The following is a 19,192-nucleotide window of genomic DNA, read 5'->3' on the forward strand; positions in this document are numbered from 1 at the left end:
GTGAGCGCGCAGGGGATCCCGACGCCGCAGTGGGCGTCGGTCGGGGGTGCACGTCCGTGGTCGGTCGGGCTGGACGTCGGTGGCACCAAGGTGCTCGGCGTGCTGGTCGACGCCGAGGGGGTCGTGCGGCACCAGCTGCGGTCGGCGACCCGCGCCGGGGTGGCGGGGGTGGTCGAGAGCGTGGTCACGGTCGTCGAGGAGCTCGTGGCGGGCGCCGACATCACGGTCGCCGAGCTGGCCGGGGTGGGCGTCGGGCTGCCGGGCGTCGTGGACCCGTCCGACGGCACCGTCGAGCACGCGGTCAACCTCGGCATCGACGAGCGCACGCCGCTCGCCCGGCTGCTGGCGGAGCGGCTGGGCGTGCGGGTCCGTGTGGAGAACGACCTGACCGTCGCGGTCGTCGGCGCCGCGCACACGGTCGACGGCGAGCACGCCTCGACCGACGACGACGTGGTGCACGACCTCGCCTTCCTCGCCCTGGGCACGGGGCTCGCGGCGGGGCTGCTCCTCGAGGGTCGTCTGCGCCGCGGGTCCACCGGCGGCGCAGGGGAGATCGGGCACCTGACGCTCGTCCCGGACGGGCTGCCGTGCAAGTGCGGCCAGCTCGGCTGCCTCGAGCAGTACGCGTCGGGGTCCGCGCTCGACGCCGCCTGGCCGAGCCGGTACGGGCGCCCGTCGCCCGAGGAGCTGTTCGCGGCCGCGGAGGCCGGCGACGCGCGCGCGATGGAGATCCGCGACCAGTTCGCGTGGGCGGTCGCCGCGGCCGTGCGGATCCTGGTGCTCACGTGCGACGTCGAGCGTGTGGTGGTCGGCGGCGGCGTGAGCGCGCTCGGGCAGCCGCTGCTGCGGGCCGTGACCGCCGAGCTCGAGCGCGAGGCGCAGGCGTCGCCGTTCCTGGCCTCGATGGGGCTGGCCCGGCGGGTCAGCCTGGCGCCCGCCGACGTCCCGGTCGGTGCCGTCGGCGCGGCCCTCCTGGGCAGAGGGGAGTACGTCTGATGGAGGTCGTCATCGGCCCCGGCCCCGAGCTGGGCCGCCTCGCCGCGAACGCGATCGAGCACCTGGTGCGCGCGCAGCCCGACGCCGTGCTCGGGCTGGCGACCGGCTCGAGCCCGCTGGCCGTCTACGACGAGCTCGCGCGCCGGCACGCCGAGGAGGGCCTGACGTTCGCCCGCGTCCGGGCCTTCATGCTCGACGAGTACGTCGGCCTCGCCGCCGACCACCCCGAGCGCTACCGCAACGTGATCGAGCGGGAGATCGCCTCGCGCGTCGACTTCGCGCCGAGTGCCGTCCGGGGCCCGGACGGGCTCGCGGACGACCTGGTCCTCGCCTGTGCGGCCTACGAGGAGGCGATCGCGGAGGTCGGCGGCGTCGACCTGCAGCTGCTGGGCATCGGCACCGACGGGCACATCGCGTTCAACGAGCCCGGCTCGTCGCTGGCGTCGCGGACCCGGATCAAGACCCTCACCCGCCAGACGCGCGAGGACAACGCCCGGTTCTTCGGCGGCGACGTGGACCAGGTGCCGCAGCACTGCCTGACGCAGGGCCTGGCGACCATCATGGCCGCGCGGCACGTGGTGCTCCTGGCCACCGGCCGGGGCAAGGCCGAGGCCGTGCACCAGCTGGTCGAGGGGCCGGTGAGCGCGATGTGGCCGGCGACGATCCTGCAGCACCACCCGCACGTCACGGTGCTCGTCGACGACGCCGCCGCGAGCCGCCTCCAGCTGGCCGACTACTACCGTGAGACGTTCGCCTCCAAGCCGCGGTGGCAGGGGCTCTGAGCGTCAGGCGAGCAGGTCGAGCACCGCGTTCAGCCCGAGCGTGACCCCGACGCCGATCACGGCGAAGCCCGGCAGGATCCACGCGGCGAGCACGTCGGCACGGACGTTGTCGCGGCGCACCTGATCCGGGTCCGCCCGGGGGTCGCTCACCACGTCGGCCGTCGGCCGGCGGCGCGCCCGCTGGGTCCCCGCGAGCGCGGGACCCAGCAGCAGGAGTGCCGCGAGCGGGAACGCGACGGCGTCGGGCACCGTGACGACGGGCGTCGTGAGCAGCAGGATGAGCGCCACGACCACCGCGAGGGTCGCCACGATGACGGCCACGGGCACTGCATGGGCGCGCCAGCCGGTTGCCGTCGAGCGCCCGAGGCTCCGGACCGTCAGCACGGTCGCCAGGAGCATCACCGGCAGCCCGGCCAGCCAACCCGCGGTGACGACCAGGTCGGGACCGTCGTCGCCCAGGCACGCCTGGACGACCATGAGCCCGAGGAAGCCCGGGAGGATGCGCCCGACGGTCCGCAGGTCGTCGCGCAGCCCCGCACGCGTGCCCCCGGCCGGAGCCGTGAGGCTCGCGGCGTAGGCGGCGGGGGAGCCGAACGCGGTCGGCGCGTCGAGTCCGCTGTCCGTGCAGAACTCGTCGACCTCCGCCAGGACCTCGCCGATCCGCGCACCCGGCATGTCGCGCGCCCGCAGCGCGATGATGAGCTCGTCGCGCCAGGCGGAGGGGATCGTCGGGGTGTGCGCGTCGGTCATGGTGTCGTCCTTCGGGGGGTGGTCGGGTGCGTCTCGGGAACGGGCTCCGGGTCGACGATCGCGGCGGTGAGCTCGGCGAAGTCGCGCCAGGCGCTCCCGCGGCGGGCGAGCTCCGCGCGGCCGGTCGCAGTGAGCGCGAAGTACTTGCGCCCGGGGCCGCCGACGCCGGGGCGCCACTGGGTGGTCACCAGGTCGGCCTGCTCGAGCCGCGCGAGCAGGGGATAGAGCGTGCCGCCCTTGACGGCGCCGAGGCCCAACTCGTCGAGGCGCGCGGTGATCGCGTAGCCGTAGGTGGGGCCCTCGGCGAGCACGGCCAGGACGCACACGTCGAGGACGCCGCGCAGCCACTCGCCGGGCCAGGGATCGGAGCTCACGCACTACACAGTACGGCTCACTAGTTGGCCTGTCTATCTAGTCCAGAACCGCCGGGCCGGACCCGGTCGTGTCGGCACTCGGACATACACTCGTGCCCATGAGTGAGCCCCTTCCTGACCGCACCGGACCCGACGACCCGTTCTCCTCGGACCCGGGCACGTCGACCAGCGTGCTGGAGCGTCAGGAGACCACCGAGCAGGTCGAGCCGGGGGACCACGAGCGGTTCGCGCACTACGTGCGCAAGGAGAAGATCGTCGACTCCGCGATCAGCGGCAAGCCCGTGATCGCGCTGTGCGGCAAGGTCTGGGTCCCCGGTCGGGACCCGAACAAGTTCCCCGTCTGCCCGGTCTGCAAGGAGATCTACGAGGGTCTGCGTGAACCGCAGGACGGCGACAAGAACGAGGGCGACAAGGGTTCCGGCGGCGGCCGGAAGTGGGGCTTCGGCCGCAACCCCGGCAGCGGCGGCGCGTGACGGCCGCCCCGCGCCCGTCATCCCTGCCCTCCACCCACGCGAGCTCGTCAGCGGCCTCCCAGCTGCCGCCGGCGTTCCCCGCGCGTGCGCCGTGGGGGACCGCGGGCAAGCTGCGCGCCTGGCAGGCGCAGGCCATCGAGCAGTACCGGCTGAGCGACCCGCGTGACTTCCTCGCGGTCGCCACGCCGGGAGCCGGCAAGACGACCTTCGCGCTGCGGATCGCCACCGAGCTGCTCGAGGCCAAGCGGGTCCGGCGCGTCACCGTCGTGGCGCCCACCGAGCACCTCAAGCGCCAGTGGGCCGACGCGGCGGCCCGGGTCGGCATCACCCTCGACCCCAACTTCAGCAACGCGCAGGGTCGGCACGGCCACGGGTTCGACGGCGTCGCGGTGACCTACGCGCAGGTGGCCAGCAAGCCTGCCCTGCACGCCGCCCGCACCGCCGCCGCTCCCACGCTCGTGATCCTCGACGAGGTGCACCACGGCGGTGACGCCCTCTCCTGGGGCGACGCCGTGCGCGAGGCCTTCGGGGGCGCCACCCGCCGGCTCGCCCTGACGGGAACGCCGTTCCGGTCGGACACCGCGGCGATCCCGTTCGTGCGCTACGACCGCGGGAACGACGGCATCCGGCGCAGCGTGGCCGACTACACGTACGGGTACGGCGACGCTCTGCGCGACCACGTGGTCCGGCCCGTGATCTTCCTGTCGTACAGCGGCTCGATGCGCTGGCGCACCAAGGCCGGCGACGAGATGAGCGCCCAGCTGGGCGAGCCCCTGACCAAGGACATCACCGCACAGGCCTGGCGCACGGCGCTCGACCCCAACGGCGAGTGGATCCCGAGCGTGCTGGCAGCGGCCGACCGTCGGCTCACCGAGGTGCGCAGGGCCATCCCCGACGCCGGGGCGATGGTGATCGCGACGGACCAGACGGATGCGCGGGCGTACGCGGGCCACCTGGCGCGCATCACGGGCAGGTCCCCGACGATCGTGCTGTCCGACGACGACGGCGCCAGCGACCGGATCGACGAGTTCTCCGCGGGTGACTCCCGCTGGCTGGTCGCCGTGCGGATGGTCTCGGAGGGCGTGGACGTGCCCCGCCTCGCGGTGGGCGTCTACGCGACGAGCACCGCGACGCCCCTGTTCTTCGCGCAGGCCGTGGGGCGGTTCGTGCGAGCGCGGCGGCGCGGCGAGACGGCGTCGGTGTTCCTGCCGAGCGTGCCGCAGCTGCTCGGGCTGGCCCACACGCTCGAGCTGGAGCGGGACCACGCGCTCGACCGTCCGAAGACCCTCGAGGAGCAGGGCGTCGACGTCGGCCTGGACGACGGGGCGCTCGACGAGGCGAACCGCGAGCGCAACAGCCCGGACGAGATCGGGCCGGACGGCAAGCAGGGCGCGTTCGAGGCGCTCGAGGCCCAGGCGTCCTTCGACCGCGTGCTCTTCGACGGGGGCGAGTTCGGCACCGGCGCCGAGATGGGGTCGGACGAGGAGCTCGACTTCCTGGGTCTGCCCGGCCTGCTCGACGTCGACCAGGTCTCGGTGCTGCTCCGCCAGCGCCAGGCCGAGCAGATCAGCGGCCGCAAGAAGACCGCGGAGCCGGTCGCCGAGATGGACCACCGCAAGCAGGCAGAGCTGCGCAAGGAGCTCTCCCAGCTGGTGGGGGCGTGGGCGCGCAAGAGCGGGCAGCCGCACGGCGCGGTGCACAACGAGCTGCGGCGCCGGTGCGGGGGGCCCGAGGTGGCCCTGGCCGACCCGGATCAGCTGTCGGCGCGGGTGGCCATGGTGCGGGGCTGGTTCGTCGGCAAGCGGTGAGCCCGCGGCTCCGGATGAGCATTGGCCGATTACTCCCCGAGGTCGAAAGTAGCAAGGGCCGTCTCACCATGTGGACGGGCTCAGGTTCGAGCAAAAGCGCAGGTCAGCGCCCTGGACGCGTGACCACATAGCAGTTCGGCTCTTTCACGCAAGTCGTCCCTCGATGTGCCAATCGCCGCGGTTCCTGCCAGGTTTGTCGCCGTGACACACGGCACCGGGTACCCCCGGACTGCCGGATCGGTGACCACAGAACGAAAGGGTCAACCATGCCCACCTGGCTCATTCTCATCCTCGTCGGTGTCGTCCTCGTCGTGCTCGGCGTCGCGACGGAGATCGGCTCGTTCCTCATCTGGATCGGCGTGATCGTGCTCGTCGTCAGCCTGATTCTCGGGCTCGTCGGCCGGGGCCGCTCGCGGGTCTAGCGGCCCGGTAGCCGCACGGGTGTGCTGACCGCCGAACACCGGCGCCACCCAGCGCGGCTACCCGTCGCCGGTGCCTCAGGCACCGCGACACGCACTCCGCAGTACCGACGCTGCGGCTCGGGCCTCAGTCCCCGAGCCGCAGCGTCACGGTAGGCACCGCGGCCTCGTCGGCCGACAGCCGCCGCGCACCGCGCGGCAGCTCGTCCCGCGAGGTGCGGTGCCTTTCCGCTGCCCGGCGCACTCCGTCGGCCCCGATCCACCGCGTGTCCACGTCCCCGTCGGTCACCAGCGGCACGTGCAGGCCGCGCAGCGACGCGTCGGCCGACGACCAGCCCCGGACGAGCTCGTCGGGCCCCGCCACCAGCACCTCCTCGAGCGCCCGATCCTCGGAGTCCAGCCTCCGCGCCGCCGCCTTGCGGCCGCCCACGCTGGCCTTCCCCCGCGCCGCCTTGGCCACCGGCGCGAGCACCCCGTCGGACCCCTCGCGCGCCACCAGCTTGTAGACCATGCCGCAGGTCGGCGCCCCGGAACCGGTCACCACCGACGTGCCGACCCCGTAGGAGTCCACCGGGGCCGCAGCGAGCGCCGCGATCGCGTACTCGTCCAGGTCGGAGGTCACCGTGATCGCGGTGCGACGCGCCCCGGCCTCGTCGAGCTGCGCGCGGACCTCGTGCGCGAGCACCGCCAGGTCGCCCGAGTCGAGCCGCACCGCTCCGAGGTCCGTCCCGGCCGCGGCCAGCGCGTTCTCGACCCCCCGGCGCACGTCGTAGGTGTCGACGAGGAGCGTCGTCCCCGTGCCCAGCGACGCGACCTGCGACGCGAACGCGGAGGGCTCGTCGTCGTGCAGGAGCGTGAACGCGTGCGCGGCCGTCCCGATCGTCGCCAGCCCGTACCTGCGCCCCGCCTCGAGGTTCGAGGTCCCTGCGAAGCCCGCGACGACCGCGGCGCGGGCCGCCGCCACGGCCGCCTCCTCGTGCGCGCGGCGCGAGCCCATCTCGAGGCAGGGGCGACCGATCGCGGCGCTGGTCATGCGCGACGCCGCGGAGGCGACCGCCGAGTCGTAGTTGAGGATGGACAGCACCAGCGTCTCCAGCAGCACCGCCTCGGCGAACGTGCCCTCGACCACCAGCACCGGCGACGAGGGGAAGAACATCTCGCCCTCGGCATACCCGACCATCGACCCCGTGAACCGGTAGTCGGCAAGGAAGGAGAGGGTGGCGTCGTCGACGACCCGCTCGTCCGCGAGCCAGTCGAGCTCGCGCGTGTCGAAGCGCACGTGCTCGAGCGCCTCGAGCAGTCGACCCGTGCCCGCCACCACCCCGTAACGCCGGCCCGGCGGCAGCCGCCGGGTGAACACCTCGAAGACGCAGCGGCGCCGCGCGGTCCCGTCGGCGAGCGCCGCCTGCACCATGGTGAGCTCGTAGCGGTCGGTGAGCAGCGCGGGGCTGGCTGGGCGGTGGTCCGTCATGCGCCCAACGTAAGGTGCGCGAGCCCACCGGGCGCGGCACCCAGCCGCGTGGTCGTGCTGGGCTTGCGCTCCGCTGCGGGCGGGTGCGCTGGCGCGCCCCCACCCTGCGCTGCACTCCAGCCCAGCGCTCCGGTCCTTGTGGTCGTGCTGGGCTTGCGCTCCGCTGTGGGCGGGTGCGCTGGCGCGCCCCCACCCTGCGCTGCACTCCAGCCCAGCGCTCCGGTCCTTGTGGTCGTGCTGGGCTTGCGCTCCGCTGCGGGCGGGTGCGCTGGCGCGCCCCCACCCTGCGCTGCACTCCAGCCCAGCGCTCCACCTACAGTGGACGGCGTGCCAGTGCAGACCCTCCCCGATGCCAGCGTGGAGGAGGACGAACAGACAGAGGTCGCCGACCCGTGGGTGACGATCGTCTGGAACGACCCCGTCAACCTCATGAGCTACGTGACGTACGTGTTCGAGTCGTACTTCGGTCACCCGCGCGACAAGGCCGAGCGGCTCATGAAGCAGGTGCACGAGCAGGGGCGGGCGGTCGTCTCCAGCGGCTCGCTCGAGGCGATGGAGGTCGACGTGCAGGCGATGCACCAGTTCGGGCTGTGGGCGACGCTCCAGCGCAGCGGGCAGTGATGCGCGGCTTCAAGCGGCGCCGGGGCATGTACGCCGCACGCCTGGACCCCGACGAGCGCGACGTCGTCGCCGCGCTGGTGGCGGACGTGGCCGACCTGCTCGGCGGGGGGCGGCTGGAGTCGCGGATCCCGGTCTCGCCCGGCGACGGCACTCCCCGCATGCGGATCGAGCCGCTGCCCCCGCCCTCCGATCCCGCGGTGCGGCGGCTGCTGCCGGACGCGTCGCGCGACGACCCGGAGGTCGCCGCCGAGTTCCGCCGCCTCACCGAGGACGACCTGCGCGCAGGGAAGATCGCGCGCCTCACCCGGCTCTGGGAGCTCCTGTCGACCCCGGCCGCCGGCTGGCGAGCGGACGCGTTCGTCGTGCCGCCGCAGGACGCGCAGGACGTGGCGAGCGCCATCACCGACCTGCGCCTCGTCCTCGCCGAGCGGCTCGGCATCCGCACCGACGACCAGGCCGAACGCCTCTACGAGGCGCTGCTCGACTCGCCGAACGCACAGCCGGCCGACGAGCCGGGCCAGATCCTCGACCCGGACGCCCGCCGGTACCTGGTGGCGGTGTACGGCGCGCTCAGCTGGCTGCAGGAGTCCCTCGTCGACCTGCTCCTGCACGACCTGCGTGCCGGCGGGCGCGCCACCAGCGGCTAGGCTCTGCCGCGTGAACGACGCCCCTATCGGAATCTTCGACTCCGGCGTCGGCGGTCTCACCGTTGCCCGGTCGATCCTCGACCAGCTGCCCCAGGAGTCCACCCTCTACATCGGCGACACGCTCAACACGCCGTACGGTTCCAAGCCCCTCGCGGCGGTCCGCGCGCACGCGCTCGAGGTCATGGACGACCTGGTGGACGCCGGGGTCAAGCTGCTCGTCATCGCGTGCAACACCGCGTCGTCGGCCATGCTGCGCGACGCCCGGGAGCGGTACACGCTGCGCCGCGGGATCCCCGTGGTCGAGGTGATCCTGCCCGCGGCCCGTCGCGCCGTGGCCGCCACCCGGTCGGGGCGGATCGGCGTGATCGCCACGAAGTCGACCGTCGAGTCCCGCTCCTACGACGACGCCTTCGCCGTCGCGCCCGGGGTCGAGCTCACCACGCAGGCGTGCCCCCGGTTCGTCCAGCTGGTCGAGGCGGGGATCACCTCCGGCCCCGAGGTCCTCGCGGTGGCCCACGAGTACCTCGACCCGGTCCGCGCGGCCGGCGTCGACACCCTCGTGCTCGGCTGCACCCACTACCCGTTGCTGACCGGCGCGATCTCGTACGTCATGGGCGAGGAGGTCACCCTCGTGTCGAGCGCCGAGGAGACCGCCAAGGACGTCTACCGCACGCTCGTCGCGCACGACCTCGAGCGCGACCCGGCGGCGGGACCGCCCGTGCACCGTTTCCTCGCCACCGGCGACCCGGTGCAGTTCCGCACCCTCGCGCGCCGGTTCCTCGGCCCCGAGGTCGAGGCCGTCGAGCCGAGCGCGGCGCTGCGGTGAGGCTCACGGTCCTGGGGTGCGCCGGCTCCTTCCCGGGGCCCGACTCGGCGGCGTCCGGCTACCTGGTGCAGGCCGACGACGCCGACGGCCGCACGTGGACCGTGCTGCTCGATCTCGGCAACGGTGCGCTCGGCGCGCTGCAGCGGTTCGGCGATCCCAGGCGCCTCGATGCGATCGGGCTCAGCCACCTGCACGCCGACCACGTGGCGGACCTGGCGGTGCTCAACGTCCTGCGGCGCTACCACCCCTCGGGGCCGTGCCCGCCGGTGCCGGTGCACGGGCCGGCCGGGACGGCCGAGCGCCTCGCGCAGCTCGCCGGTCACGACCCCGCCACCAGCACCGACGGCCAGTTCGACGTCGCGGAATGGCGGGCCGGGGTGCCGGTCGCCGTCGGCCCGCTGCTGCTCGAGCCCGTGCGGGTGGAGCATCCGATCCCCACCTTCGGCATCCGCGTGTCCGGGCCGAGCGACGCCGATCCCGGCCGCACCGTGACGCTCGCGTACACCGGGGACACCGACGCGTGCGACGGCCTGGACACCCTGGCCGACGGAGTCGACCTCCTGCTGTCCGAGGCCGGCTTCCTCGAGGGCCGCGAGGACGCCGTGCGTGGCGTCCACCTGACGGGCCGGCGCGCGGGCGAGGCCGCCGCCCGCGGACGCGTCGGGCGCCTGGTCCTCACGCACATCCCCGCCTGGACCGACCCCGCGCTGCCGCACGCGGAGGCGGCAGGCGTGTACGCCGGGCCGATCGACCTGGCGCACCCCGGCGGCGTGCACGTCCTGTAGCCAGCGGCACGTGGGCGTGCCCGGGACCGCGTCGAGGGGTGTCGGGCGGCGCGGTTAGGCTCGTGGCCATGACTTCCGCCACCACCACCTCGTCGATCGCGCACGTCCGGGCCGACGGCCGCGCCGCCGACGAGCTGCGCCCCGTGACCCTCACCCGCCGCTTCCTGGAGGCCGGCGAGGGCAGCGTGCTCGTCGAGTTCGGGGGCACCAAGGTGCTGTGCGTGGCGTCGTTCACGCCGGGGGTGCCGCGCTGGAAGAAGGGCTCGGGCGAGGGCTGGGTCACCGCCGAGTACTCGATGCTGCCGCGCGCCACGTCCAGCCGCTCCGACCGGGAGGCGGTCAAGGGCCGCGTCGGCGGGCGCACGCACGAGATCTCGCGGCTGATCGGGCGGTCGCTGCGCGCGATCATCGACGTCTCGGCGCTGGGCGAGAACACGATCGTGCTCGACTGCGACGTCCTGCAGGCCGACGGTGGCACGCGGACGGCGTCGATCACGGGCGCGTACGTCGCGCTCGCGGACGCGGTCGCCTGGGCGGTCGAGAACAAGCACGTGGCCGCGGGCACGACGGTGCTCCGCGACTCCGTGGCGGCGGTCAGCGTCGGCATCGTCGACGGTCGCCCCGTGCTGGACCTGCCGTACGTCGAGGACGTGCGCGCGGAGACCGACATGAACGTCGTGGTGACCGGGTCCGGCACGTTCGTGGAGGTGCAGGGGACCGCCGAGCACGCCCCCTTCGACCGCGCCGAGCTCGACGCGCTGCTCGACCTGGCCGTCGCCGGGACCGCCCGGCTGACGGCGCTGCAGGTCGCCGCACTGGCCGCCGCACCCGCCGACGGGTCGGCCACCCGCCTCTCGGCGCCGGCGGGCCTGTGACCGTGCGGCTGGTGCTGGCCACCCACAACGCGCACAAGGTCGGGGAGCTGCGCGCGATCCTCGCGCCCGTCCTGCCGGATCTCGACCCGGCGTCCGTGGTCGGCGCTCGGGACGTCGGGGCCCCGGAGCCGGTCGAGGACGGCCTCACGTTCGCCGAGAACGCGCTGATCAAGGCGCGCGCGCTCGCCGCCTTCACGGGGCTGCCGGCCGTGGCCGACGACTCGGGCCTCAGCGTCGACGTCCTCGGTGGCGCGCCCGGCATCTTCTCGGCGCGCTGGGCCGGCGGGCACGGCGACGACGCGGCCAACCTCGAGCTCCTGCTGGCGCAGCTGGCGGACATCGCCGCGCCCCACCGTGGAGCCCGCTTCGTGTGCGCCGCCGCGCTGGTCACGCCGGACGGCTTCGAGCACGTCGAGACGGGCACGCTCGAGGGCACGCTGGCGACCGAGCCGCGCGGGACCGGCGGCTTCGGTTACGACCCGATCCTCGTGCCGGTGGGCGAGAGCCGGTCCTGCGCCGAGCTGTCGCCCGAGGAGAAGAACGCGATCAGCCATCGCGGCACGGCGTTCCGCGCGCTCGTCCCGGAGCTCGTGCGGGTGCTCGCGGGATGACCCCCGGTGCCTGACGAGCGGCCCGGCGACGTCCAGCTCGTCGCCGAGGCGGTGACGTACGGCTACCCGGGACACCCCGTCCTCGACCGGGTGGACCTGGTGGTCAGCGCGGGCGACCGGGTGGGCGTGGTCGGCGAGAACGGGGCCGGCAAGACCACGTTGCTGCGCCTTCTGGCGGGCGACCTGGTCCCGCAGAGCGGGGTCGTGCGCCGCACCGGCACGCTGGCGTTGGTCGAGCAGGAGCTCGACGCGCCCGCCGGCGCGACCATCGGCACCTACGTGGCCGAGGCCCTCCGGGGCGTGCGCTCGGCAGCCACCGAGCTCGAGGAAGCCATCGCGGGGTTCGACCACGAGTCCGGCGACCTCGCGCGCCTGTCCGGGGCCGTGGCGCGGTACGAGCACCTGGCCGCCTGGGACGCCGACCGGCGGGTCGACGAGGCCCTCACGCGGTTCGGCGCGCCGCGCGACCTCAACCGCCGGCTCGACCAGCTGAGCGTGGGGGAGCGGTACCGGGTGCGGTTGGCGTGCCGGATCGGTGAGCGCGCGGACCTGCTGCTGCTCGACGAGCCGACCAACCACCTGGACGAGGCCGGGATCGACTACCTGACGGCCCGGCTGCGGGAGTGGCCCGGCGCGGTCGTCATCGTCACGCACGACCGACGCCTGCTCGACGACGTGATGACCGCGATCCTGGACCTGGACCCCGCGATGGACGGGCGACCGGCGCTCTACGGGGCGACCAGGTACTCCGACTACCGGTTCCTCAAGAGCCAGATGGTCCGCCGCTGGCGGGCGCGGTACCGGGCCGAGCGCAAGCGCGCCGTGACGCTGGCCGAGCGGCTCGACTCGACGTACGAGAACCTCTCCGACGAGTGGCGGCCGCCCAAGGGGTCGGACACGCACCGGCGTGCCACCCGGGCGCGGGGGCATGTGAAGGCGGCGGACCGGCTGGTCCAGAAGCTCGAGTCGGAGGCCGTCGAGGTGCCCGTCCCCCCGCTGGTCCTGACGTTCCCCGACCTGCCGTCGCTGCCCCGTCAGCCTCAGCCCGGACCGCTGCTCGAGCTGCGGGCGCCGCGCGTCCAGGACCGGCTCGACCTGCCCGGTGTCCGGATCGAGGTGCCGCCGTGCGGCCGCCTGCTCGTCACGGGACCCAACGGGTCGGGCAAGTCGACGCTGCTGGCGGCACTGGCCGGGTACGTCCGGCTGGACCGCGGCGTGCGCACGGTCGCGCCCGGGGTCCGGCTCGGGGTCCTCGCGCAGGAGGGGCCGACGGAGCACGCCGCCGCCGTCGCCCAGGCGCGCGCCTCGGGGGTCGCCGAGCAGGTCTCCGCCTTCGACGCGTACGCCCGGCACGCCCTGACGCTGCTCGACGCGAACCTGCTGGACCCCGACCAGCTGGTGCCGATCGCCGCGCTCGGGCTGCTCACCGAGCAGGACCTGGAGCGGCCGCTGCGCGAGCTGTCCGTCGGTCAGCGCCGGCGGTTCGACCTCGCGTGCGCGCTGCTGGCGGCGCCGCACGTGCTGATCCTCGACGAGCCGACCAACCACCTGTCCGTCGGGCTCGTGGACGAGCTCACCGCCGCCCTGCGGGCCACGTCGGCCGCGGTCGTCGTCGCCACCCACGACCGCCGGATGCGCGCCGACCTGGCCGACTGGCCGCAGCTCGGCCTCTGACGGGTCAGGGCAGCCGGCCGACGTATCCCATCGCCTGACGCAGAAGCAGGCCCTGACCGCCGTTCATCTCGAACTGGATCTGCTGCGCGCACGCCTCCTCGGGCGTCATCCAGGCCAGGTCGATCGCGTCCTGCTGCGGGCGGCAGTCCCCGAGCACGGGCACCACGTAGGCGAGCGAGACCGCGTGCTGGCGCGGGTCGTGGTACGGCGTCACACCGGGCGTCGGGAAGTACTCCGCGACCGTGAACGGCTGCGGCGACGCGGGGATCTGCGGCAGCGCGACGGGGCCCAGGTCCTTCTCGATGTGCCGCAGCAGGGCGTCGCGCACGCGCTCGTGGTACATCACGCGGCCGCTGACCAGCGCCCGCGACATCACGCCCTCCTGCGTGACCCGCAGCAGCAGGCCGACCTGGACGACGTCACCCGAGTCGTCCACCCGCACCGGGATGGCATCGACGTACAGGATGGGGAGCTGCGTGCGCACCCGGCCGATCTCGTCGGCGCTCAACCAGCCGGCGGGACGTTCGGGGCCGCGGGGGTACTCGGCGGAAGCGGTCACTGACCATGTCTACCCCGCCGCGCGGGCCGACGGCGCACTCGGCGCGCTGACCACGGCCTGCGGGGTGCGCGTCACGGCACCCGGGAATAGTCGCCGGGCCTGGGATGCTCTATCTGGCGGTACCCGAGGACTGGAGGAACGTCATGGCGACGACAGAGCTGACCGGCAGCACGATCGGCCAGATCATCAAGGACAACGAGATCGTTCTCGTGGACTTCTGGGCGGAGTGGTGCCCCCCGTGCAAGCGGTTCGGTCCCGTCTTCGAGGCATCCTCGGAGAACCACCCGGACATCGTGCACGCGAAGGTGGACACCGACGCCGAGCCCGAGCTCTCGGCCGAGCTGCAGATCATGTCGATCCCGACCCTGATGGCCTTCCGCGACGGGATCCTGGTGTTCAACCAGGCCGGCGCGCTGCCTGCCCCCGCGCTGGAGCAGGTCGTCGAGGCCGTCAAGGCGCTCGACATGGACGAGGTGCGCGAGAAGATCGCGGCGGCGGCCAGCACCGACGCCTGATCCGGACAGACGAGAGGACCGGTCCCCGTGCTCGGGGGCCGGTCCTCGTCCGTGTGCGGGAGACGGGAGTCGAACCCGCACGCCCTCTCGGGCACCAGGACCTAAACCTGGCGTGGCTGCCGTTTCACCACTCCCGCGCAGCGGAAGTTTCCCACAGGGTCAGGCGATCTTGAGGTCCCGGCGCAGCTTGGCGACGTGCCCGGTGGCCTTGACGTTGTACTGCGCGAGCTCGACGCGTCCGTCGGGGTCGACGACGACCGTCGAGCGGATGACACCGACCACGGTCTTGCCGTAGTTCTTCTTCTCGCCCCACGCGCCCCAGGCCTCGAGCACCGCGTGCTCCGGGTCCGAGGCCAGCGGGAACGTCAGGCTCTCCTGCTCGACGAACGCGGCGAGCTTGTCCGCGGGGTCCGGTGAGACGCCGACCACGGCGAACCCGGCGCCCTGCAGCGCGGCCAGGGAGTCGCGGAAGTCGCAGGCCTCCGTGGTGCAGCCGGGCGTCATCGCGGCCGGGTAGAAGTACACGATCACCCGTCGACCGCGCAGGTCGGACAGCGTCACCGCGCCGCCGTCGGCGGTCGGCAGCGTGAAGTCGGGGGCGGTGTCGCCGGCGGCGAGACGGGGCACGGTATCTCCAAGGACGAGGCGTTCGAGGTGCGGTCAGCCTACGTCGCACGGGTAGCGTCGGACGTGTGAGCACCTCCACCAACGATGGCCTGCCGATCCGCATGCTGAACGACCGCCTGCTCGTCTCTCTCGACGGCGAGGCGGGCGAGCGGCGCTCGTCCGCGGGGATCGTGATCCCTGCCACGGCGGCCGTCGGCAAGCGCCTGTCCTGGGGCGCCGTCGTGGCCACGGGCCAGCACGTCCGCCAGGTCGAGGTGGGTGACCGCGTGCTGTTCGACCCGGAGGACCGTGCCGAGGTCGAGCTCGAGGGAGCCACGTACGTGCTGCTGCGGGAGAAGGACGTGCACGCGGTGGCCGAGCCCCGCGGCGCGGGCGAGGGAACCGGCCTGTACCTCTGATCGTTCTTCCGTGCGACGCGTGCCGAGCCCCACGGACGCCTTGCACCGCGCGGTCGCCGGTGGTGGCATGGGCACGCGGGACACCGTTCTCTGGAGAGCTTCGACCATGACTGAGCCCGACATCACACCGGCCGACACCAAGCCCGTGCGCGACCTCCTGGCCGAGCACGTGCCACTGGCCCTCATCGTCGACCTCGCGACGCCCGAGGCCACGTCCGCCGAGATCCTCGAGGCGGAGGGCCTGCCCGACGAGGCGTGGTGGGAGCCCGGCCAGGAACCGGCCGACCGCGACGGTGCGTGACGGTCGTCACGACCGCGGTCTGGATTCGCAGATCAGCCGTGCGGCCTGCTAAGTTTTTCACCGCGCGCCATTAGCTCAATTGGCAGAGCAGCTGACTCTTAATCAGCGGGTTCGGGGTTCGAGTCCCTGATGGCGCACCCTCCTCGAAGGGCTCTCGGTCTGCGCAAGCGGCCGAGGGCCCTTCGTCGTTCCGAATCCTGCGCCGACCAGGCGTCCAGACCAGTCGGCCATGGTCACGCGGCGGCCGCCGGGCCACGATGGGGCGAGGCGTCCCGGCGGTCCGCGCCGAGGGCGGGGCTGACGGATGGAGCCGGTGATGGCGCAGCAGGCGCGCGAGTTCGACGTCGTGGTGATCGGCGGGGGCGCGATCGGGGAGAACGCCGCCGACCGGGCGGGACGGACGGGCCTGAGCGTCGCGCTCGTCGAGGAGGCGCTGGTCGGGGGCGAGTGCTCGTACTGGGCGTGCATGCCGTCCAAGGCCCTCCTGCGGCCGGGAGCCGCGCTGGCTGCCGCGCGCGGTGTGCCGGGCGCGGCGGCGGCCGTGACGGGCGGCGTGGACGTCGCGGCGGCGTTCGCCCGTCGCGACGCCGTCACGCACCACTGGGACGACAGCTCCCAGGCCGAGTGGGTCGACGGTGCCGGGATCACGCTGGTGCGCGGGCACGCGCGGTTCACGGGGCCGCGCACGCTGGAGGTCGGGTCGGTCACCGTGACCGCGCGTCACGCGGTCGTCGTCGCGACCGGGTCGCAGGCCGCGGTGCCCGACGTCGACGGCCTCGCGGCGCTGCCGCCGTGGACCAGCCGCGAGGCGACGTCCGCGCAGCAGGTGCCGGGACGGCTCGCGGTGATCGGGGGCGGGGTGGTCGGGGTCGAGATGGCCACCGCGTTCGCCGACCTCGGCAGCGAGGTGACCCTCCTGGTGCGGGGCGACCGGGTCCTGACGGGTGCCGAGCCGTTCGCCGGCGCGGCCGTGGCGACGGCGCTCACGGCCCGGGGGGTGACGGTGCTGTTCGGCGCACAGGCGCGGTCCGTGCGGCGCGAGGCTGACGGGGTCCACCTGGACGTCGGCGGCGAGGACCTGGTCGTCGACGAGGTCCTGGTGGCCACGGGACGTCGGCCCGGGACGGCCGACCTGGGGCTCGAGGCGCTGGGCCTGCAGCCGGGCGCGCCGCTTGAGGTGGACGACGCGCTCCAGGTCACCGGCGCGGACGGCGGCTGGCTGTTCGCGGTCGGTGACGTGACGGGCCGGACCGCCACCACGCACCAGGGCAAGTACGACGCCAGGGTGGTCGGTGACGTCATCGCCGCGCGCTTCGACCCGCGGTCCACCGCGACGGACTCCCCGGAGGGCGCCACGCCCGGGGACCGCGCGCTCTCCGCCCAGGACGAGCGCACCGCGGGGCCCTGGAGCCGGTACCGGGCCACGGCGGACCTCGCCGCGGTGCCGCAGGTGGTGTTCACCCGGCCCGAGGTCGCCTGGGTCGGGCTGACCGAGCACGCCGCCCGGGCCAGCGGCCTCGACGTGCGCGTGCTCGGCTACGACCTGGAGAACGTCGCGGGGGCCACGGTGTTCGCCGAGGACTACGCGGGCCACGCCCGGTTGGTGGTCGACGACGCTCGCGGCGTGGTCGTGGGCGCGACGTTCGTCGGCCCCGAGGTCGCCGAGATGCTGCAGGCCGCGACGATCGCGGTGGTCGGGGAGGTGCCGCTCGACCGGCTGTGGCACGCGGTCCCCGCCTACCCGACGGTCAGTGAGGTGTGGCTGCGGCTGCTGGAGTCCGCGGGCCTCTGACGACGGACGGGCGGACCCGTGGGTCCGCCCGTCCGTGCTGTCAGCTGTCGGAGGCGAGCGACCCGTCGCTCGACAGGACCAGGCCGATGGCCGCCTCCCCCTGACGCACCGCCTGGCCGATCAGGCCGAAGTCGTACGACTGAAAGTCGCCGAACTCGAGGCCGTAGGTCTCCTCGAGCCCCGGCTGGCAAAACGGCCGGTCGGGGCACTCGGCGGGTCCGGCGAGCACGAGGCCGCCGCACGCCTCCGCGAGCTCGCTCAGGGTCTCGACGCCGTGCTCCTGCGCGAACTCGCTCGTCACCGCGAACGCGTTCTGGTCCTGCGCCTCGGACGGCGCTCCGACGACCACGCCGGCCGCGTCGGCGAGCGGGGTCAGCGCGGCCACGGTCTCGTCGACGTCGGCGGAGGCCACCGACTCCGCACCGGCGCCGTTCTGCTGCGCGTTGAGGAAGTCCGTGAGCGTCGCGGCGTACTCCGGCACCGCCGTGATGGTGCCGTCGGTGAGCGCCGGCAGGTAGGTCTCCCGGTTGCCGATGGTGCGCACCTCGACCGTGTACCCGGCGCTGCGCAGCACGGCCGCGTAGATCTCCGCGAGCGTGGCGCTCTCGGAGAAGTTGGCCGCGCCGATCACGAGGGACGTGCCCGAGCCGACGTCGTCCTGCGCCGCGAGGTCCTCGGTCTCGACGAACTCCTCGGCCACCTCGCTCGACGTGCGCCGGTCGATGTCGACCGCCTTGTTCAGCTCGATGAGCTTGTCGGTGTCGAGCGCGGCGGACACGCTGTCCAGCAGCTCGACGATCTGCGGGTTGGCGGCCGCGGCCGCCTTGTTCACCGCGGGGATGATGTTGTCCGCGTTCTGCAGGCCCTTGTCGTCCTCGAGGACGACGAGGGTCTCGCCCGCGACGGGCTCGCAGGTGGCCAGGCCGGACGAGCCGGACGAGGTCGGTTCGGCCTCGCCGCCCCCCGAGCCGGGGCTGCCGCAGGCGCCGAGCGCCAGGGTGGCGATGGCGACCAGGGTCAGGGTGGTGGAGCGTCTCGCTCGCATCGTGCTCTCCTCGGGGAGTCAGCAGGGGTGGGTCCCAGGTGACGGACAGGTCTGCCGCCGACGGGTCAGGACGATGGGCCCGACCTATTCGAACCGCTCGCCGCGGGCTGGGCAAGCCCGGGCGTGGTCCCGCCCGACCGACGGGTCCGCCGGGACGGGGTCTCGGACGCGGCCCGATCCCGTGCACGCAGCCCGCGCGGGGTCAGGACGTACTGCACGATCGCGAGCATGCCCTCGGCGACGAGGCACAGGCCGGCCACCAGGATGCCGCCGGCGAGCACCTGCCCGTAGTCCTGCGTCCCGAAGCCGGTGACGACGATCGTGCCGAGGCTGCGGCCGCCGACGAGCGCGGCGAGCGGGACGGTCGCGAGGACCTGGACCGCCGCCGTGCGGACACCGGCCGCGATCAGGGGGACGGCGAGCGGGAGCTCGACCGCCCACAGGCTGCGGGCCCCCGACATGCCCACGCCCCGGGCGGCGTCCCGGACGTCGTCGTCGACCTCGCCCAGACCCGTCACCGTGTTGGTGAGCAGCGGGGGGACCGCGAAGACCGCGCAGGCGAGCACCGTGGCGGTGTTGCCGAACAGGCCGCTCGCCGCGAGCAGGGTGAGCAGCGCGAGCGTGGGCAGCGCGCGGGTGGTGTTGGCGACGATGACGCCGACCGTCGACCCGCGACGGCGGTGGCCGAGCCACAGGCCCAGAGGCAGGGCGACGACCCCGGCGAGCAGGACCGCGAGCACGGACACCAGGACGTGGTCGACCGTGAGCGCCAGGACGCCGCTGCGGCCCGACCAGTTGAGCGGGTCGTTGAGCCAGCGGAAGGCCTCGATCAGGACGTCCATG

At 74.0% G+C, this 19,192-nt stretch carries 23 protein-coding genes and 2 tRNA genes; 17 read left to right on the plus strand and 8 right to left on the minus strand.

Annotated elements, in window-relative coordinates; all coding sequences use genetic code 11:
* Nucleotides 1-996, plus strand: coding sequence for an ROK family protein (locus KG102_RS05640; protein ID WP_249667486.1), 996 nt, complete (start codon nt 1-3; stop codon nt 994-996).
* Nucleotides 996-1,778 carry a glucosamine-6-phosphate deaminase gene (gene nagB, locus KG102_RS05645; RefSeq protein ID WP_208289306.1) on the plus strand — a complete coding sequence of 261 codons (783 nt, stop codon included), beginning with the start codon at nt 996-998 and terminating at the stop codon, nt 1,776-1,778. Before KG102_RS05640 ends, nagB begins: the two co-directional genes overlap by 1 nt.
* Nucleotides 1,779-1,781: 3 nt before the next feature.
* Here the strand turns inward: nagB and KG102_RS05650 are convergent, their stop codons facing one another.
* Both KG102_RS05650 and KG102_RS05655 read right to left on the minus strand, forming a co-directional pair.
* Entirely contained in the window at nt 1,782-2,528 is a 747-nt protein-coding gene (locus KG102_RS05650) for a hypothetical protein (RefSeq protein WP_208289305.1), read from the minus strand.
* Nucleotides 2,525-2,902 carry a PadR family transcriptional regulator gene (locus KG102_RS05655; protein ID WP_208214117.1) on the minus strand — a complete coding sequence of 126 codons (378 nt, stop codon included), beginning with the start codon at nt 2,900-2,902 and terminating at the stop codon, nt 2,525-2,527. The genes KG102_RS05650 and KG102_RS05655 overlap by 4 nt, the downstream gene beginning before the upstream one ends.
* A gap of 98 nt (nt 2,903-3,000) precedes the next feature.
* Here KG102_RS05655 and KG102_RS05660 point away from each other — a divergent pair, with 98 nt between their 5' ends.
* The 3 genes from KG102_RS05660 to KG102_RS05670 all read left to right on the plus strand — a co-directional run bounded on the left by KG102_RS05660 (nt 3,001) and on the right by KG102_RS05670 (nt 5,605).
* The gene (locus KG102_RS05660) at nt 3,001-3,375 is read left to right on the plus strand and encodes a DUF3039 domain-containing protein (protein ID WP_208214115.1); all 375 of its coding nucleotides are present in this window, start codon (nt 3,001-3,003) and stop codon (nt 3,373-3,375) included.
* The gene (locus KG102_RS05665) at nt 3,372-5,183 is read left to right on the plus strand and encodes a DEAD/DEAH box helicase (protein WP_208289304.1); all 1,812 of its coding nucleotides are present in this window, start codon (nt 3,372-3,374) and stop codon (nt 5,181-5,183) included. The genes KG102_RS05660 and KG102_RS05665 overlap by 4 nt, the downstream gene beginning before the upstream one ends.
* Before the next feature lie 266 nt (nt 5,184-5,449).
* Nucleotides 5,450-5,605 carry a hypothetical protein gene (locus tag KG102_RS05670; RefSeq protein ID WP_208214112.1) on the plus strand — a complete coding sequence of 52 codons (156 nt, stop codon included), beginning with the start codon at nt 5,450-5,452 and terminating at the stop codon, nt 5,603-5,605.
* A 124-nt stretch (nt 5,606-5,729) separates the two neighbouring features.
* Here KG102_RS05670 and KG102_RS05675 read toward each other — a convergent pair whose 3' ends face one another.
* Nucleotides 5,730-7,073, minus strand: a complete 1,344-nt coding sequence (locus tag KG102_RS05675; RefSeq protein ID WP_208289303.1) for a nicotinate phosphoribosyltransferase — start codon at nt 7,071-7,073, stop codon at nt 5,730-5,732.
* Nucleotides 7,074-7,400: 327 nt separating this feature from the next.
* Here KG102_RS05675 and clpS point away from each other — a divergent pair, with 327 nt between their 5' ends.
* From clpS to KG102_RS05710, 7 genes are all read left to right on the plus strand, one after another.
* Nucleotides 7,401-7,694 carry an ATP-dependent Clp protease adapter ClpS gene (gene clpS, locus KG102_RS05680; RefSeq protein ID WP_372438355.1) on the plus strand — a complete coding sequence of 98 codons (294 nt, stop codon included), beginning with the start codon at nt 7,401-7,403 and terminating at the stop codon, nt 7,692-7,694.
* Complete coding sequence (locus tag KG102_RS05685; protein ID WP_208214108.1) at nt 7,694-8,341, plus strand: DUF2017 domain-containing protein; 648 nt, start codon at nt 7,694-7,696, stop codon at nt 8,339-8,341. The genes clpS and KG102_RS05685 overlap by 1 nt, the downstream gene beginning before the upstream one ends.
* Before the next feature lie 10 nt (nt 8,342-8,351).
* On the plus strand, nt 8,352-9,167 hold the full coding sequence (murI, locus tag KG102_RS05690) for a glutamate racemase (protein WP_208214107.1): 816 nt from the start codon (nt 8,352-8,354) through the stop codon (nt 9,165-9,167).
* Nucleotides 9,164-9,952, plus strand: coding sequence for an MBL fold metallo-hydrolase (locus KG102_RS05695; RefSeq protein WP_208214105.1), 789 nt, complete (start codon nt 9,164-9,166; stop codon nt 9,950-9,952). The genes murI and KG102_RS05695 overlap by 4 nt, the downstream gene beginning before the upstream one ends.
* Before the next feature lie 68 nt (nt 9,953-10,020).
* Nucleotides 10,021-10,827: a ribonuclease PH gene (rph, locus tag KG102_RS05700; protein ID WP_208214103.1), complete on the plus strand. Its 807-nt coding sequence runs from the start codon at nt 10,021-10,023 to the stop codon at nt 10,825-10,827.
* Complete coding sequence (rdgB, locus tag KG102_RS05705) at nt 10,824-11,438, plus strand: RdgB/HAM1 family non-canonical purine NTP pyrophosphatase (RefSeq protein ID WP_208289302.1); 615 nt, start codon at nt 10,824-10,826, stop codon at nt 11,436-11,438. The genes rph and rdgB overlap by 4 nt, the downstream gene beginning before the upstream one ends.
* Nucleotides 11,439-11,444: 6 nt before the next feature.
* Nucleotides 11,445-13,112, plus strand: a complete 1,668-nt coding sequence (locus KG102_RS05710; RefSeq protein WP_208289301.1) for an ABC-F family ATP-binding cassette domain-containing protein — start codon at nt 11,445-11,447, stop codon at nt 13,110-13,112.
* A 4-nt stretch (nt 13,113-13,116) separates the two neighbouring features.
* Here the strand turns inward: KG102_RS05710 and KG102_RS05715 are convergent, their stop codons facing one another.
* Entirely contained in the window at nt 13,117-13,671 is a 555-nt protein-coding gene (locus KG102_RS05715) for an NUDIX hydrolase family protein (RefSeq protein ID WP_208214098.1), read from the minus strand.
* 104 nt (nt 13,672-13,775) lie between these two features.
* On the opposite strand from KG102_RS05715, the gene trxA reads away from it, so the two are divergent.
* Nucleotides 13,776-14,186 (plus strand): thioredoxin, encoded by a 411-nt coding sequence (gene trxA, locus KG102_RS05720; RefSeq protein ID WP_255547282.1) that lies wholly within the window; start codon nt 13,776-13,778, stop codon nt 14,184-14,186.
* A gap of 54 nt (nt 14,187-14,240) precedes the next feature.
* Here the strand turns inward: trxA and KG102_RS05725 are convergent.
* Together KG102_RS05725 and bcp are read right to left on the minus strand one after the other, a co-directional pair.
* A tRNA-Leu gene (locus tag KG102_RS05725) sits at nt 14,241-14,323 on the minus strand.
* Nucleotides 14,324-14,345: 22 nt separating this feature from the next.
* Entirely contained in the window at nt 14,346-14,813 is a 468-nt protein-coding gene (bcp, locus tag KG102_RS05730) for a thioredoxin-dependent thiol peroxidase (RefSeq protein ID WP_208214095.1), read from the minus strand.
* Between the two features lie 101 nt (nt 14,814-14,914).
* Between bcp and KG102_RS05735 the strand changes: the two genes are divergently transcribed.
* The 4 genes from KG102_RS05735 (at nt 14,915) to KG102_RS05750 (ending at nt 17,304) form a co-directional block, all read left to right on the plus strand.
* Nucleotides 14,915-15,211 carry a GroES family chaperonin gene (locus KG102_RS05735; protein ID WP_208214330.1) on the plus strand — a complete coding sequence of 99 codons (297 nt, stop codon included), beginning with the start codon at nt 14,915-14,917 and terminating at the stop codon, nt 15,209-15,211.
* Nucleotides 15,212-15,317: 106 nt separating this feature from the next.
* A complete protein-coding gene (locus tag KG102_RS05740) occupies nt 15,318-15,512 on the plus strand; it encodes a hypothetical protein (RefSeq protein ID WP_208214093.1) in 195 nt (64 codons plus the stop codon).
* A gap of 64 nt (nt 15,513-15,576) precedes the next feature.
* A tRNA-Lys gene (locus tag KG102_RS05745) sits at nt 15,577-15,649 on the plus strand.
* Nucleotides 15,650-15,828: 179 nt separating this feature from the next.
* Nucleotides 15,829-17,304 (plus strand): dihydrolipoyl dehydrogenase family protein, encoded by a 1,476-nt coding sequence (locus KG102_RS05750; RefSeq protein ID WP_208289300.1) that lies wholly within the window; start codon nt 15,829-15,831, stop codon nt 17,302-17,304.
* 40 nt (nt 17,305-17,344) lie between these two features.
* Here KG102_RS05750 and KG102_RS05755 read toward each other — a convergent pair whose 3' ends face one another.
* Nucleotides 17,345-18,349 carry a glycine betaine ABC transporter substrate-binding protein gene (locus tag KG102_RS05755; protein ID WP_208289299.1) on the minus strand — a complete coding sequence of 335 codons (1,005 nt, stop codon included), beginning with the start codon at nt 18,347-18,349 and terminating at the stop codon, nt 17,345-17,347.
* A gap of 65 nt (nt 18,350-18,414) precedes the next feature.
* Nucleotides 18,415-19,191: an ABC transporter permease gene (locus tag KG102_RS05760; RefSeq protein ID WP_208289298.1), complete on the minus strand. Its 777-nt coding sequence runs from the start codon at nt 19,189-19,191 to the stop codon at nt 18,415-18,417.
* Nucleotide 19,192: the final 1 nt, after the last annotated feature.

Source organism: Cellulomonas fengjieae, assembly GCF_018388465.1.
In the GTDB taxonomy this organism is placed as follows: Bacteria; Actinomycetota; Actinomycetes; order Actinomycetales; family Cellulomonadaceae; genus Cellulomonas; species Cellulomonas fengjieae.